Genomic DNA, 12,996 nt, shown 5'->3' with positions numbered 1-12,996 from the left:
AGTGAGTTATGTACGGAAATGAACGGGAGGGCTTTGGTGAGTATCAGCAGTCGGACCTGGCTATTCAGGCCGCTGCCGCAAGCCCTCATCAGCTGGTGCTGATGCTGTTTAACGGCCTGATGGACGAGCTGGTGCGCGCGAAGAGTCACATTGCCGCCCGCCGCTATGAGCGCAAGGTACAAAGCATCAATAAGTGCATCGATATTCTTAACGCACTCACCAGCGCGCTGGATTATGAAAAGGGCGGTGACCTGGCATTAAGCCTCGCCAACCTTTACGACTACTGCGTTTACCGCCTGTATGACGCCAGCCATAAGCTCTCCGTTGAGTATGTGGAGGAGGTCGAAAAGATCCTTATAAATCTGCAGGAAGGCTGGCAAAAAATGGGTCAGCAGCATGGATGATATTCAGGTCATTCGCTTTCTGACCCGCGCGCTGGCGGTAGCGGCAGAGGAGGAAAACTGGCCGCAGGTGCAGGAGGTGGATAAGCAAATTGCTTCTCTGCTGGCGGCGCTTGCGCGTAATCCTCTAACCGATGCCAAACGTGTGGCGCTGGAAGACCTGCGCCGTATGCATCACAAGGTCAATGAAAAGTGCCGCCTGAAGAGCGAAGAGCTGGAGCGCAAAATGGCGCTCCAGCGCCGTAACCAGGAAGGCGTTGCCGCCTACGCGGTCTTTATGGATGAAGAGGATTTTCGCTGATGAACGTGACCGCTTCTCCAGTGTTGCTCAACGATGCAGCCGTGACTACGGCTTCCGGCTCGCTGATGGGGGCGCAGGATGTGGCTGCACCTGCGGCTATTGGGGCTCAGGCTGGCGCTACCGTGCAGCCTCAGCCGTTCACTCTTGCCTTGCTGAATGTGATGCAGGCTACTCCGGCCAGCGCTGCCGAAAGCGGGCAGTTACCGGGGCATGCTGAACCCGCCGCGGAGAGTGACGACGACGGCGATACCTTAACCGCTGATGCCGAAGCGCCGGTGGCGCTGCTTCAGCAATTGCTCGATGGTCTGCTGGCGGCAAACGCGGTTCCGGCGATGCCGGTTAACACGGTTATCAACAACGCATCGGGTCAGGTCTCATCTGAACCCGGCGGTGATCCCATTTTGCCGCTTAGCAGCAATGTGCCTGCGCCTGTGGTTCAACAGCAGACCCCTGTGGGGTTACCCGGTGTGCCGCAGGCCGTTGGCCTTAAGGAAATGACGCCGGTAGCGCCGATATTGGTGCTTCATGCTGGTGAAAACGCGGCAATCTCTGCGGCTCAGCCGGACAGCAAAGCACAGGTGTCTGGAGGTGTAACTCAGGTTGCGGCAGCTTCGGCCCCGATCAAGCTGGATGCCGAAGAGTCGCGTTGGGCACAGCAGCTTCAGTCCGCGCTGGGCGATCGCCTCCAGGTTCAGGTTAAGGACCAGATCCAGCACGCCACCATCCGCCTCGATCCGCCGGATATGGGCAAGATAGACATCTCGCTGCACATCGAAAATGGCCGTATGCAGGTCACGATTAACGCCAGCCAGGGTGAGGTTTATCGGGCGCTTCAGCAGGTCAGCAATGACTTACGTCAGAGCCTGACCGAGCAGAACTTTATGCAGGTTAATGTCCAGGTTTCCTCCCAGGGAGGGCAGCGTGAGGGGCAACAGCGCCCGTCGCAGCATGAACTGGCGCAGGATGTGCAGGCCGCCGCAGCCATTGAGGCGGATGCGGGCGCGCGCCGCGAAGATGACTCCGTACTACTGACCGTTTAATGACAGAAGATTATGACTATAAAAACTTTTTCACTCGGGCTGTTAATTGCCCTGATTGCCGCGGTGTTTGCGGCTTTGCTCACGGTAGTGGGTACTCACGTTATGAATAAGGACGATGGGGCGAGCAGCCTCATTAGCTCAATGTTCAGCTCCTCAGACGAGAAGGGCGTTGAGTTTGTGGAGATTAAAAACGTCGTTATCACCCTACAAAGCGACGGCAGCAAAGAACGCTATTTGCTTCTGGAGCTGGCGCTGGCGACCCACGAGCCGGAAAACGTGCAGAAAATTAACGATATGTCTCCCGCTATCCGCGGGGCGACGGTAAGCCTTCTGTCCGACATGCATTATGACGCTGTACGGGCGATGAGCGTTTCTCAATTAAAGGAAAAGCTTATGGCCGCCTATAGCGAGCGCTTCAAAAGCCTCAACAGCGTTATGCCGTTCAGGGATGTGATCATCAGCAAGATGGTCTTTCAGTAAGCAGCACGGCGGTAAGGAAAATGATGGATTTTATTGCTGACGATGCACTGACCCCGGCGGACGAGTCGCGTTATGTGAACGCTTACTTACCGCTGGTGCACCGTGTTGTTAAACAGCTTGCTTATCAGGCCAGCAGCGTAATGGACAGAGAGGATATGGAGCAGATAGCCCTGATGGGGCTGCTCTCTTCCCTGCGTCGTTACGGCCATCCTGATGAGCAGTTTGGTGCCTATGCGGTACACCGCATTCGCGGCGCCGTGCTGGATGAGCTGCGCCAGCTTGACTGGCGTCCTCGTCGTCTGCGGCAGAAAACCCACAAGCTGAACGACGCCATCCGCGAAATTGCCCGCGAGCTTGGCCGGCCGCCGGTGTTTGCCGACCTTGCCGGGCGGCTGGAGATTACCGCCGAAGAGTATCAGGAATATTTGCTGCTGGACTGCGCCAAGTCGATGGAGAGCCTCGACGAGCTGCTCGGAAGTGAAACTCACTCCGTGGCGCTTAACGGCCGCTCTTTAGAGGACGAGGTGATGGTTAGCCGGACGCTGAAAACCGCGCTGGCAAGCCTTGATGAGAGGGAAAAAATGATTTTGACGCTCTATTACCAGCAGGAAATGAGCCTGAAAGAGATAGCGCTGGTGCTCGACCTGACCGAAGCGCGTATCTGCCAGTTGAATAAAAAAATAGCGCAAAAGATTGAGAGTTTTTTTTAGCAGTTTATTGAGAAGTGGAAATCCATGCAGAAATTATTAGGTTTAACGATCATTTTCGTCTGTGTTCTGGGCGGCTTTATTATGTCGGGCGGGCGCCTGGCTTCGTTCTGGCAGCCCGGTGAAATCATTATTATTTTGGGCGCCGGGCTGGGCGCGATGGTGCTGGCCAACCCGAAAGCGGTGCTGGCCGAAATGTACCGTCAGTTTCGCGGCGTGATGCGTAAAAACGAGCATACCGATGAGTATCAGCGCCAGCTACTGATGCTGCTGTTTGAGCTGCTTGAGCTGGTGCAGGACGGCGGCCTGAAAGTGCTGGACGAGCATATTGAAGTCCCTGAAAGTAGCCCGCTGTTCCAGAAGTACCCGCTTATTCTGCGCGACAAGGCGCTGATTACCTTCATCTCGGATAACTTCCGCCTGATGGCAATGGGCAAAATCAACGAGCACGAGCTGGAAGGGATTCTGGAGCAGGAACTGGTGGCGATGGAAGAAGATCTCCTCCTGCCGTCCCGTTCGTTACAGCGTACCGCAGAGGCGATGCCGGGCTTTGGTATTTGCGCCGCGGTTCTCGGAATCATCATCACCATGCAGTCGATTGACGGCTCTATCGCGGTTATCGGCGTAAAAGTGGCGGCGGCGCTCATCGGCACCTTCCTCGGCGTATTTATCTGTTACTGCCTGATGGACCCGGTTGCCAACGCCATGGAACAGCGCACCAAAAAACAGATGGCGGTGCTGGAATGCGTGCGTACCGTGCTGGTCAACCATGTGGCGGGTAAACCGACGCTGCTGGCGGTAGATGCAGGGCGCAAAATGCTGCCGATGGACTCTAAGCCGACCTTTGCCACGCTGGATGGTTGGGTCAATCAGATGACGGGTGAAGCGTAATGCGCGGCAAAGCGAAGGGGCATACCACGATAATTAAGCGCTCCTCGCGCAAAAGTCATGATGCGGTTCACGGCGGCGCGTGGAAGGTAGCGTTTGCCGATTTTACCCTCGCGATGATGGCGCTGTTTATGGTGCTCTGGATTATGGGGGCGGTAACCGAAGAGGAGCGTAAAGAGATTGTTTCCCTGCTCAACAGCGACTCTTTGTTTGACGGAATGTCGCCTTCGCCGATTACCCAGCCGAACGGCTCCGGCGGCAGCATTACGGTTCTGGCCGGCAAGCCGAAGTCCGAAGACGGCGGCAAAGATGCTAAGCAGAATGCCGAGGCGATACAGGCGCTGGCTAAGCAGGCAAGCCTGGGCGAGAGCCTGAAGGACGTAAACCGCCGTTCAGAGCAGGAAATTGAGGATCTGGCGCGGACCATCATGAAGATTACCTCCGCCTATGATGCCCAGTCGAACCTGCAAATTGAGATTGTTCCGCAGGGGCTGCGCATCCTGGTGCAGGATGACCAGAAGCGTGAAATGTTCCAGCGCAGCAGCGCCATTCTGACGCCGTTCTTTAACCGCCTGCTGACCGAGTTCGCCACGGCGCTGAACTCTATCGATAACAAGATAATTATTACCGGCCACACCGACTCAACCCGCTTCCGCGATCAGGAGTTATACAACAACTGGAATCTGTCCGGAGAGCGAGCCATGCAGGCGCGCAGGGCGCTGACGAAGGGCGGGCTGGACGGCGGCAAAATATTGCAGGTTAGCGGCATGGCCGATCAGATGCTGCTCGACCCGGAACATCCTCTAAGCTCGGCGAACCGCCGCATAGAGATAATGGTGTTAACCCATTCGGCAAGCGAGTCGCTGTATCAGTTCTTTGGCCAACACGGCGAAAAGGTTATTAAACCGCTGGCGGAAAGCGTTGCTAAGACGTCGTCGCCGGCACGATAAATTTCTCAGGTATTTTGTTTTGTTAATCTCGATTTCCACCTCAATTGTCTCCACTTTTCCGCCTGCGTCCGAACTCTCCCGACGCATGGCGGGATTCTTTTTTCTGCTGCTGATGGTGTTGTTTTCCACGCAGGTATTTGCCGCGCCCGTTAAACATAAACCGGCACAAAGCCGCGCGCAGACGCAGAACAAAGAAGCCCGGGAACGCATGAAAAACCGCGCAAAGCTGCTCGCGAAGGCGAAAAAACGCGTTGCCGTGGTGCCCCTCACGCCCGAACAGCGGATACGCCAGGCGGCGGAAAAACTGGCCAGCCGCAGCTGGAATCGTCAGCAGCTGGCAATGCACGCCCGCTGGCGCCCAGGATATTTTGGCGGTTCGGAGCGCCTGCTGCCGCTGGCAACCGAGTCGCTGATGGCCGAAATGGTCAGCCCGCGCGTAGAAGAGACGATTTACAAAGTGATTCATCGGCTTAAGCAGCAGCTCGGCAAGCCTTATGTTTGGGGCGGGCAAACGCCGGATCAGGGGTTTGACTGTAGCGGGCTCATTTATTACGCCTATAACCAGTTACTCAGCCGCAAGCTGCCGCGCACCGCAAACGGAATGTTCCAGGACAGCAAGTTAAAGCGGGTCAACCAGCAGCAGCTCCAGCGCGGTGACCTGGTCTTCTTCAGTATTAAAAGCCAGGACAAGGCGGATCACGTTGGCGTTTACCTCGGAGACGGGCAGTTTATTGAAGCGCCGCGAACCGGGCTGAATATCCGTATCAGCCAGCTGACGGACAACTACTGGCAGGATCACTATTTGGGCGCGAAGCGTATTTTGACCGAGGAAGCGATTCTGTAAGGTCTGACCCTCACCCCTTTGGGAAGAGGGTGAGGGGAAGTTCAACGCTTAGCGGTGCAGGTCGCCGGCCGCTTCGGGCTGGTACTGAAGTTCAAGCACTTCAAGGTTGGTCTGGCTGCCGTTTGGCATTACCCAATTAATGCTATCGCCTACCCGCAGGCCCAGCAGCGCGGCGCCTACCGGTGCCATGACGGAAAGCTGGTTGTCGCTGTCCGTGAGGTTGGCAGGGTAGACCAGAGTGCGAACGTGCTCTTCCTGAGTGCTGAGGTCACGGAACTTCACCCGGCTGTTCATGGATACCACATCCGCAGGCATTTTTTCCGGACTACACATCTCAGCGCGATCCAGCTCGGCGTTTAGCGCCTCTGCGACCGGGCTTTTGGCGTACTGCGGTTGCTCCAGCAGTCGGTCAAGGCGTTCGGCGTCTAGTTCGTTAATGATGATGGCAGGTCTGGACATAATTCTCTCCGTGTAAAAAAGCAGGGCACTCATGTGCTGAAAATCGTACAAAGAAAAACCCTCACCGAAACCGGCGAGGGTTGATTCTGTAATGATGATACTGAGCTTAGCTTACCGTTGAAAGGGAGATAAGTCACATTTTGGCGTGCCTGCCCGCATCAAAGGATAATACTGCCCAGCGCCGCCAGCAGGAAGGCGATGGTGCCGATTAGCGTTTCCATTACCGTCCAGGTTTTCAGCGTAGTCTTTTCATCCATTTCCAGGAAGCGGCCAACCAGCCAGAAACCGGAATCGTTAACGTGGGAGAGTACCGTCGCCCCGCCCGCAATCGCTATCACGATAAAGCACAGGTCAAACTGGCTAAGGCCGGTCGTCGCTTCAACCATCGGAGCGACCAGAGCGGCGGTGGTGGTGAGCGCGACGGTAGCCGACCCCTGAGCAACGCGCAGCGCGGTAGAGATAACAAATGCCGCGACGATAACCGGCATTCCGGTATCGGACAGCACGCCGGCAAGCGCGTCGCCGATGCCGCTGGCGCGCAGTACGCCGCCGAACATGCCGCCAGCGCCGGTCACCAGAATAATGCCGCAGATTGGGCCCAGCGCGCCGTCACAGACCTTTTCCAGATGCTGACGGCTGTGTTTTCCGCTGAACACCATCAGGGCGAAGAATACCGTGATAAGCAGGGCGATAGGCGTTTTTCCAAGCATGCGCAGGAAGTTAACCAGCGTATTGTCGGCGCTAACCCAGCCGAGCACCGTTGCGGTGTTCAGGCCGGTATCCAGGAAAATCAGCACTAGCGGCATCAGTAAAATAGCCATCACCATGCCAAAAGACGGCGGCCGGTGGTTCTCGTCCACTTCGACTTTGCCGAGGAAAGAGGAAGGCAGAGGAATATCGAATTTTTTCCCGGCATAGAGGCCAAACAGATAGGCACCAAGATACCAGGTCGGGATGGCGATAATCAGGCCGACCACGACCAGCAGCCCGATATTGGCGCCCAGCAGTTCGCTGGCGGCAACCGGCCCCGGATGAGGCGGCAGCAGGGCATGCATCACGGCAAAGGCACCCGCGGCCGGAAGAGCATATTTTAACGTAGAGCCGCCAAACTGTTTCGCCACGCTGAAAATGATAGGCAGCATCACAACCAGGCCTGCGTCAAAGAAGATAGGGAAGCCGAATAGCAGCGAGGCCACGCCCAGCGCCAGCGGTGCGCGGTGGGATCCGAATGTTCCTATTAGCGTGTCGGCCAGCACTTTTGCGCCGCCGGAGATCTCCAGCAGGCGGCCAATCATCGCCCCAAGACCAACCAGCAGCGCAACGCCCGCCAGAGTGCTGCCGAAGCCGTTCAAAATCGTCGGGACAATTTTATCGAATGCTACGCCGGTGACGAGCGCGACAACGACGCTGACCAGGGTTAGCGCCAGGAAGGCGTGGACGCGAAAGCGCATGATCAAAACCAGCAGGAGCACGACGGAGCAGGCTGCAATCCCCAAAAGGGTTCCTGCGCTTAAAGTGGTTGTTATTTCGGTCATATTATTTCCTCAAGGCCGAATTTTTAGATGAATGCGCCAGTTTTGCGTCATCTGTTTATTTTGATACCGGTAACATGATATCGGTAACATCCGGCTACCTGTAAATGAACTCTGTAATGTTTGTTAACATTTTGAGAGCAAGCTCAAACTATCGAAATAATCAGGATAAAAGGTGAGCGGGTGAGTTGTCTGGCGAGGGAAAGTCTGACAGGTGCGAGAGATACGTTACGCTTTATGGGCAACGTCGATGTTTCTGACACCTTAGACAACCGGACGGGAGAGAACATGAGCCAGTACGACAAACTGAAATTGAAGGACGGCAGCTCGCTGTATTTTAAGGATTGGGGCGAGGGGCAGCCGGTGGTATTCAGCCACGGCTGGCCGCTTACCGCCGATGCGTTTGAAGACCAAATGTTATTTCTTGGGCAGCAAGGTTTTCGGGTCATCGCTCATGACAGGCGCGGCCACGGCCGCTCGTCCCAGCCCTGGGATGGGCATAATATGGATCAGTATGCGGACGATCTGGCTGAGTTGACTGCTCACCTTAATTTAAAAGATGCCGTGCACGTTGGGCATTCCACCGGCGGAGGTGAAGTGGCCCGCTATATTGGCCGTCACGGAACCGGTCGGGTGGCTAAAGCAGTATTGATTGGCGCAGTGCCGCCGATAATGCTGAAAACAGAATGGAATCCAGATGGCGTTTCGCTCGACGTCTTTGACGGTATCCGCAAAGGCGTGGTGGAAGATCGTGCGGCGTTTTTCAAAGAATTGACGCTGGCGTTTTATGGATACAACCGCCCGGATGCCAAAGTATCTGAGGGCGTGCGTGATAGCTTCGTGGCGCAGGGGATGCAGGGGAGCATCAAGGCGATGTATGACTGTATCAAAGCCTTCTCCGAAACCGATCAGCGCGAAGATCTGCGGAAAATGACCATCCCGACGCTGGTGATTCACGGCGATGACGACCAGATCGTTCCTTTTGAAACCTGCGGTAAGGCTGCCGCGGAGCTGCTACCTGATGCTGAATTGAAGGTTTACAAAGGCGGTTCGCACGGGATTTGCACTACGCACAAACAGCAGATTAATGAAGATCTGCTGGCATTTTTAAAGAACTGATCCTGCTCTGAGTTAAAATCGGCCTATTTTTAGGTCGGTTTTATTTCAGGGAAGTAATTACCACTTTGTGGTTATGTTCTTAATAAATAGAATAAAGATCTTGATTTTATCCCGAAGAAATTTAAAATCCACGGCCGATTTTTTCCATTTCACGATTGATGAATTTAATAGTAATAAATTTTTTAATTCATTGATTGTTAATGGTTATTTTTATGATCTTGATTGCCGGGGAGTTGTTTCATGATTAGAGCTATATTGTTATCCGCCAGTTTTATGCTGGCCGGTTGTACCGCATCCGATTTCATCAGCGCTACGAGTGAAATATTAAATGCAAAGGATGGTTATGATAAGAATATGAGAAACGAGAAAATTAAAGCGGCAAATAAAGCAGCTGGCTATTAATTTGAATTTACAATTCGGTTTTATCGCGTCTGGAATAATGTTTTTGCGAAATATTTGTGGGCGGGCCATCGTATATGCGACGGCCCGACAACGCTTTAGCGGCCATTTTTTTCAGCCAGCGGCAGCAGGATCTCTTTCAGGATCTCGTAGCGCTGCTGGGGTGAGAGCCAGATAAACCCCAGCAGCTTCTGTTTTTTCCCTTCACATTCAAACTGTGCTTTTAGTTGCAGTAAAAAGCGTTTTGTTCTGTTCATGGTCACCTCCGTATTCGATACCTGAAGGCTACTTCGTGAAAACCGGAACAAACAGTGATGCGATTAAAAAATGACTTCAGTATTTATGGGTTTTAGTAACCCACGGCGTCCAGACGGAAGCTTTTCCCGCAGTTGCCTGGGTGTTTCTGCGGTGCAAACGAGGCGCTTTGCAGCGGCTGGTTAATTTTGTCTGCCAGCAGGGATATCTGCATTTCCGTCAGATAGGCGGGGTTACCGTTGCAGGTGAGTTTTACCGCGCTGACCGCGTCACCACCCCAGCTTTGCTTCAGGGCTTTATTAAAGTCTTTACGCGTCACAACTTTGCCGTAGTTTTGAGCCAAAAATTCGCCGAAGGCGCTCTGTTTGACTTCGCCGTTGAGGCGCACCATGGTGCCGAAGTAGTCGTCCGGGTTGAAGCCGAAGCAGACGCCGTGTTTGGCGAACTCGTAACGTTCCAGGCAGGAGTTGCCGCCCGCACCCGGCATCACGCCGGAGAGCTTCGAAGCCATCTCAACCGAAAGGCCGGTGTCCGGAGCGGCGCATTTATTTGAGGCTCTGGCCTCCGCCATGTTGGGGATCGGGCGGGTTGCGCAGCCGTAGCGCATCCAGCGTTTCTCATCCACGCCGCGCGCGGCAACGGATTTTGGTAGCCCGGCCCACAGGCCATGCACCGTCAGGAAGGCGCGTTTGTCGGCCTGCTCCTGCTGGGTGGCGCACTCTTCGGGGACGTTGCGGTTGCGGTCGTGCATGCTCTGGCAGAAGCCGGTCTGCCAGGATAAAGCCAGCACGTAGCGGTCAAAATCGCCGTAACGGGCGGGTTGCAGCGGATCGGCCTGTGCCAACTGGCTGGCCAGAAGCGGGGCGCACAGCAGCAATGTCTTACAGGCAATGGCGTTCATATCTTTTTCTCTTATTAGTCCGGGAGGCGCGATTATTATAAGCATAAAAAAAGCGCCCGATGCAGGCGCTTTAGCGTCGTGAACAGAGCGGTTAGTGAACCAGGGCCGCAGCCGGTACCAGGATCTCGGTGGCAACTATCACCACGATTAAGCCAACGGCAACCGGGACAGAGGTTCGTTTCACTACTTCGAATGGTGAGATTTTTGCCATCCCTGCCACGGCAACGACCACGCCGGAGACCGGTGAAATCGTGCGGCCCAGGTTGGAGGCTTGCAGCATCGGGATAGTCAGGTATGCCGGATTAATGCCTGAAGAGTGCGCCAGCTTAGGGATCATCTCCACGAAGGCATAGAACGGCGCATTACCGGAGCCGGTGGTCATGGCGGCCAGCATCGTCAATATCACCAGCACCAGCATCAGGATAATACTGGCTGAGCCGAACGAAGTGGCAATCGAGATAAGGCTCTGGATAAAGCCGATAGTGCTTAGGCCCTGAGCAAAGACGCCAGCGGCCACCAGCAGCATCACCACGTTGGCAAAGGCGTCCGCCATTCCGCGGTAGCAAACTTCCATCCCGGAGAAGACGTGCTGGGTGTTGAAGCTGCGGAAAAACTCAATCAGGGCAGCAATCAGAATACAAATCACCAGAATGGTAATGATATGCAGCTGCGGGCCCCATTTCCCGTCGAAGATAAGTACCCCGATGATTGGAGTAAAAGGCAGCAGGGCATAGAAAGATGGCGCGGTGGTCTGGATTTCACTCACGTCGAGCATTTCGTGGTTGATGTGCTCTTTTTTATCGAGATAGCGCTGCCAGAAAAAGTGCGCAATCGCCATGCTGATAATGGCCGCGATGGAGATAGGAATCGTGGTTTTAAAGGCAAAATCCACCAGCGACATTTCTGAAGCCTGAGCTGCCAGCACCACGTCACCGGAGGTCGGTGCGAGAATGATTGCCGCCGGGGAAGCACAAATAGCGGCTGCGGCACCACGGCTGATACCGACGTTGACCATCACCGGGAATAGCGTGGCCATCAACAGTACGCCGAGGCCGGTAGCCGACGAAACGGCCAGCGACATCAGGCAGGCGACGAAGTAGGCGGCAATCATCAACAGATAAGGGGAGTTGATGAACTTCAGCGGCTTAGATGCCAGTTTTACCACCACGTCGTTAGCGCCGATATGCGTCATATAAGCCGCAAAGCCGCACAACATCATGATCATCATCCCGAGATCGCCGCCGCGGCTCATCAGCAGGATTTTGACGTATTCAAAAATATCCGTGGCGGTATAGCCGGTGCTTTCTGCACTGGCAGGCAGGACTTTGTGGCCCATTAAGGCGCTGACGATCAGCAGCAATAGCCCGCCAACGAACAGCACGCCGGTAGCCGAGTAGCCTTTTATGATGTAGCGGGCAACGCCCACAATCACCACTACCCCAATAATAAGTTCCAGAATTGTAAGCATTATTTCCCCCAGTGCGTTAAGGCGCACAGCAGCACCTTACGCTTGCGGCTGTTAAGTCCGTCTGCCTGAATAATTAAAGTGACTTTGCAGGATACTGCAAAGGGCTACGAATTTGCCTGATAACAGGATTGTAGTTTCTGATGAGCATCAATATTCCGCGTAACGGATCAAATTCCGCTGTGGCTTTTGCAGTCGGGATTGCAGTTATTCAAACTGCTTATTGAAAACGGGAATAAAAGACGAGCGAGTTTAGCTGATTAAAGCAGCATAAGGTTGCTGTCTTATGAGTGATATTTTGCGCAATTGTTAATTTCGGGGGCGTTCGTAAAGCATTTAAAAAAATCTTTAAAATAGCGCCCGCAGCCGCCTATACTGCGGGTCACTTTTATTGCGGGGTTTTTATGCTGCACACCTCCTTCTGGTCGACAAGCCGCTGGCGCTTTTTCAGGAAGCATCTTTTGATGCTGCTGTTGGCGTTTGGCTGGCTTTTTGTCAACAGTCAGGTGGCGGTGGCGTCTTACGATTGCCCGGTCGATATGACCGCAGGCCCTATGGCGGCCCCGCATAGCAGCTCAATGAAGATGGCCGACCAGGCCATGCAGTTGAAAATCAGCAACCCGCTGTGCGAGAAGCATTGCGTTCCAGATGTAATGCAGAAAGATAACGGCCACAGTTCGCTGGTGGCTCTGCCGGTTGTTGATTCTCTTGCGCTGGTTGAACCGCAGTGTAGCCAGGTTATTGAGTCCGTTTTCCACGTTGTCCCTCCCGCGACAGGCCCTCCGGCAACGATCCGTTTTTGCCGTTTCAGAGAATAACTCCAGCACCGTCATTGTTTTGGGCCTTTGCCCTTCACCTTTTTGACCGTGTTTCTGGAGATTAATCATGTTAAAAGCACTTCGTTTTGCCGCAGCTATTGCGCTGCTTTCCGCTGCCTCTTTCCCTGCGTTTTCCGCAGAGTCCTCTCACGATATGGCTGGTATGTCCGATATGCAGGGCATGTCGATGCCTGCGAAAGCTGCCCCTGCCGCGACGGTTTACCACACCGAAGGCGTGGTGAAAAAACTTACCGCCGACACCGTTTCTATTGCTCATCACCCGGTCGCCGGGCTCGGCTGGCCAGCAATGACTATGACCTTTTCTTTGCCGAAGGACGGTTCCGTGCCTGCGTTAAGCGTTGGGGAGAAGATTTCGTTCACCTTCGCGCAGCACGAACAAGGGTATCAGCTGGTTTCCGCAACCCCGCTTAACTAAC

The 12,996-nt window shown here is 54.5% G+C and carries 17 protein-coding genes; 12 read left to right on the top strand and 5 right to left on the bottom strand.

The genetic code is table 11. From position 1 onward, the window contains the following. Positions 1 to 8 precede the first annotated feature (8 nt). The 8 genes from fliS to ACG1VR_RS17240 are packed head-to-tail and all read left to right on the top strand — an operon-like array spanning position 9 to position 5,611. Positions 9 to 404: a flagellar export chaperone FliS gene (fliS, locus tag ACG1VR_RS17275; RefSeq protein ID WP_016535315.1), complete on the top strand. Its 396-nt coding sequence runs from the start codon at positions 9 to 11 to the stop codon at positions 402 to 404. Next, the gene (locus ACG1VR_RS17270; RefSeq protein WP_016535316.1) at positions 397 to 702 is read left to right on the top strand and encodes a hypothetical protein; all 306 of its coding nucleotides are present in this window, start codon (positions 397 to 399) and stop codon (positions 700 to 702) included. The genes fliS and ACG1VR_RS17270 overlap by 8 nt, the downstream gene beginning before the upstream one ends. Continuing rightward, positions 702 to 1,742: a flagellar hook-length control protein FliK gene (locus tag ACG1VR_RS17265; RefSeq protein WP_395489403.1), complete on the top strand. Its 1,041-nt coding sequence runs from the start codon at positions 702 to 704 to the stop codon at positions 1,740 to 1,742. Before ACG1VR_RS17270 ends, ACG1VR_RS17265 begins: the two co-directional genes overlap by 1 nt. Positions 1,743 to 1,754: 12 nt before the next feature. Further along, complete coding sequence (fliL, locus tag ACG1VR_RS17260; RefSeq protein ID WP_016535318.1) at positions 1,755 to 2,222, top strand: flagellar basal body-associated protein FliL; 468 nt, start codon at positions 1,755 to 1,757, stop codon at positions 2,220 to 2,222. Between the two features lie 23 nt (positions 2,223 to 2,245). Next, positions 2,246 to 2,932 (top strand): FliA/WhiG family RNA polymerase sigma factor, encoded by a 687-nt coding sequence (locus ACG1VR_RS17255; protein ID WP_172570310.1) that lies wholly within the window; start codon positions 2,246 to 2,248, stop codon positions 2,930 to 2,932. A 24-nt stretch (positions 2,933 to 2,956) separates the two neighbouring features. Beyond that, positions 2,957 to 3,820 carry a flagellar motor stator protein MotA gene (gene motA, locus ACG1VR_RS17250; protein ID WP_016535320.1) on the top strand — a complete coding sequence of 288 codons (864 nt, stop codon included), beginning with the start codon at positions 2,957 to 2,959 and terminating at the stop codon, positions 3,818 to 3,820. After that, the gene (gene lafU / locus ACG1VR_RS17245) at positions 3,820 to 4,767 is read left to right on the top strand and encodes a putative lateral flagellar export/assembly protein LafU (RefSeq protein WP_395489402.1); all 948 of its coding nucleotides are present in this window, start codon (positions 3,820 to 3,822) and stop codon (positions 4,765 to 4,767) included. The genes motA and lafU overlap by 1 nt, the downstream gene beginning before the upstream one ends. A gap of 19 nt (positions 4,768 to 4,786) precedes the next feature. Beyond that, the gene (locus ACG1VR_RS17240) at positions 4,787 to 5,611 is read left to right on the top strand and encodes a C40 family peptidase (RefSeq protein ID WP_395489401.1); all 825 of its coding nucleotides are present in this window, start codon (positions 4,787 to 4,789) and stop codon (positions 5,609 to 5,611) included. Positions 5,612 to 5,659: 48 nt separating this feature from the next. On the opposite strand, the gene rnk is transcribed toward ACG1VR_RS17240, so the two are convergent. Further along, the gene (gene rnk, locus ACG1VR_RS17235) at positions 5,660 to 6,070 is read right to left on the bottom strand and encodes a nucleoside diphosphate kinase regulator (RefSeq protein WP_039897988.1); all 411 of its coding nucleotides are present in this window, start codon (positions 6,068 to 6,070) and stop codon (positions 5,660 to 5,662) included. A gap of 158 nt (positions 6,071 to 6,228) precedes the next feature. Further along, a complete protein-coding gene (locus tag ACG1VR_RS17230; protein WP_395489400.1) occupies positions 6,229 to 7,605 on the bottom strand; it encodes a GntP family permease in 1,377 nt (458 codons plus the stop codon). Positions 7,606 to 7,890: 285 nt separating this feature from the next. On the opposite strand from ACG1VR_RS17230, the gene ACG1VR_RS17225 reads away from it, so the two are divergent. Both ACG1VR_RS17225 and ACG1VR_RS17220 read left to right on the top strand, forming a co-directional pair. After that, positions 7,891 to 8,721, top strand: coding sequence for an alpha/beta fold hydrolase (locus ACG1VR_RS17225; RefSeq protein ID WP_395489399.1), 831 nt, complete (start codon positions 7,891 to 7,893; stop codon positions 8,719 to 8,721). Positions 8,722 to 8,961: 240 nt separating this feature from the next. Next, positions 8,962 to 9,123 carry a hypothetical protein gene (locus ACG1VR_RS17220; protein ID WP_395489398.1) on the top strand — a complete coding sequence of 54 codons (162 nt, stop codon included), beginning with the start codon at positions 8,962 to 8,964 and terminating at the stop codon, positions 9,121 to 9,123. Positions 9,124 to 9,218: 95 nt separating this feature from the next. Here the strand turns inward: ACG1VR_RS17220 and ACG1VR_RS17215 are convergent, their stop codons facing one another. The 3 genes from ACG1VR_RS17215 to dcuC form a co-directional block, all read right to left on the bottom strand. Beyond that, positions 9,219 to 9,377, bottom strand: a complete 159-nt coding sequence (locus ACG1VR_RS17215) for a hypothetical protein (RefSeq protein ID WP_016535329.1) — start codon at positions 9,375 to 9,377, stop codon at positions 9,219 to 9,221. Between the two features lie 92 nt (positions 9,378 to 9,469). Continuing rightward, positions 9,470 to 10,276: a ribonuclease I gene (gene rna / locus ACG1VR_RS17210; RefSeq protein WP_279050756.1), complete on the bottom strand. Its 807-nt coding sequence runs from the start codon at positions 10,274 to 10,276 to the stop codon at positions 9,470 to 9,472. 91 nt (positions 10,277 to 10,367) lie between these two features. Continuing rightward, positions 10,368 to 11,744 carry an anaerobic C4-dicarboxylate transporter DcuC gene (dcuC, locus tag ACG1VR_RS17205; protein ID WP_016535331.1) on the bottom strand — a complete coding sequence of 459 codons (1,377 nt, stop codon included), beginning with the start codon at positions 11,742 to 11,744 and terminating at the stop codon, positions 10,368 to 10,370. Between the two features lie 401 nt (positions 11,745 to 12,145). Between dcuC and ACG1VR_RS17200 the strand changes: the two genes are divergently transcribed. Continuing rightward, positions 12,146 to 12,559, top strand: coding sequence for a DUF2946 domain-containing protein (locus ACG1VR_RS17200; protein ID WP_316245178.1), 414 nt, complete (start codon positions 12,146 to 12,148; stop codon positions 12,557 to 12,559). Positions 12,560 to 12,626: 67 nt separating this feature from the next. Beyond that, positions 12,627 to 12,995, top strand: a complete 369-nt coding sequence (locus ACG1VR_RS17195; protein WP_172568084.1) for a copper-binding protein — start codon at positions 12,627 to 12,629, stop codon at positions 12,993 to 12,995. The last annotated feature ends 1 nt before the right edge of the window (position 12,996 follow it).

Origin of the sequence: Cedecea davisae (genome assembly GCF_044095835.1) — a bacterium.
GTDB classification, from domain to species: Bacteria; Pseudomonadota; Gammaproteobacteria; order Enterobacterales; family Enterobacteriaceae; genus Cedecea; species Cedecea davisae.
This window is presented reverse-complemented; position numbering and strand designations above follow the sequence as displayed.

Coding starts and splice junctions, on each gene's coding strand:
- fliS (WP_016535315.1), top strand. CDS start 9: ATGTACGGAAATGAACGGGAGGGCTTTGGTGAGTATCAGCAGTCGGAC.
- ACG1VR_RS17270 (WP_016535316.1), top strand. CDS start 397: ATGGATGATATTCAGGTCATTCGCTTTCTGACCCGCGCGCTGGCGGTA.
- ACG1VR_RS17265 (WP_395489403.1), top strand. CDS start 702: ATGAACGTGACCGCTTCTCCAGTGTTGCTCAACGATGCAGCCGTGACT.
- fliL (WP_016535318.1), top strand. CDS start 1,755: ATGACTATAAAAACTTTTTCACTCGGGCTGTTAATTGCCCTGATTGCC.
- ACG1VR_RS17255 (WP_172570310.1), top strand. CDS start 2,246: ATGGATTTTATTGCTGACGATGCACTGACCCCGGCGGACGAGTCGCGT.
- motA (WP_016535320.1), top strand. CDS start 2,957: ATGCAGAAATTATTAGGTTTAACGATCATTTTCGTCTGTGTTCTGGGC.
- lafU (WP_395489402.1), top strand. CDS start 3,820: ATGCGCGGCAAAGCGAAGGGGCATACCACGATAATTAAGCGCTCCTCG.
- rnk (WP_039897988.1), bottom strand. CDS start 6,070: ATGTCCAGACCTGCCATCATCATTAACGAACTAGACGCCGAACGCCTT.
- ACG1VR_RS17230 (WP_395489400.1), bottom strand. CDS start 7,605: ATGACCGAAATAACAACCACTTTAAGCGCAGGAACCCTTTTGGGGATT.
- ACG1VR_RS17225 (WP_395489399.1), top strand. CDS start 7,891: ATGAGCCAGTACGACAAACTGAAATTGAAGGACGGCAGCTCGCTGTAT.
- ACG1VR_RS17220 (WP_395489398.1), top strand. CDS start 8,962: ATGATTAGAGCTATATTGTTATCCGCCAGTTTTATGCTGGCCGGTTGT.
- ACG1VR_RS17215 (WP_016535329.1), bottom strand. CDS start 9,377: ATGAACAGAACAAAACGCTTTTTACTGCAACTAAAAGCACAGTTTGAA.
- rna (WP_279050756.1), bottom strand. CDS start 10,276: ATGAACGCCATTGCCTGTAAGACATTGCTGCTGTGCGCCCCGCTTCTG.
- dcuC (WP_016535331.1), bottom strand. CDS start 11,744: ATGCTTACAATTCTGGAACTTATTATTGGGGTAGTGGTGATTGTGGGC.
- ACG1VR_RS17200 (WP_316245178.1), top strand. CDS start 12,146: ATGCTGCACACCTCCTTCTGGTCGACAAGCCGCTGGCGCTTTTTCAGG.
- ACG1VR_RS17195 (WP_172568084.1), top strand. CDS start 12,627: ATGTTAAAAGCACTTCGTTTTGCCGCAGCTATTGCGCTGCTTTCCGCT.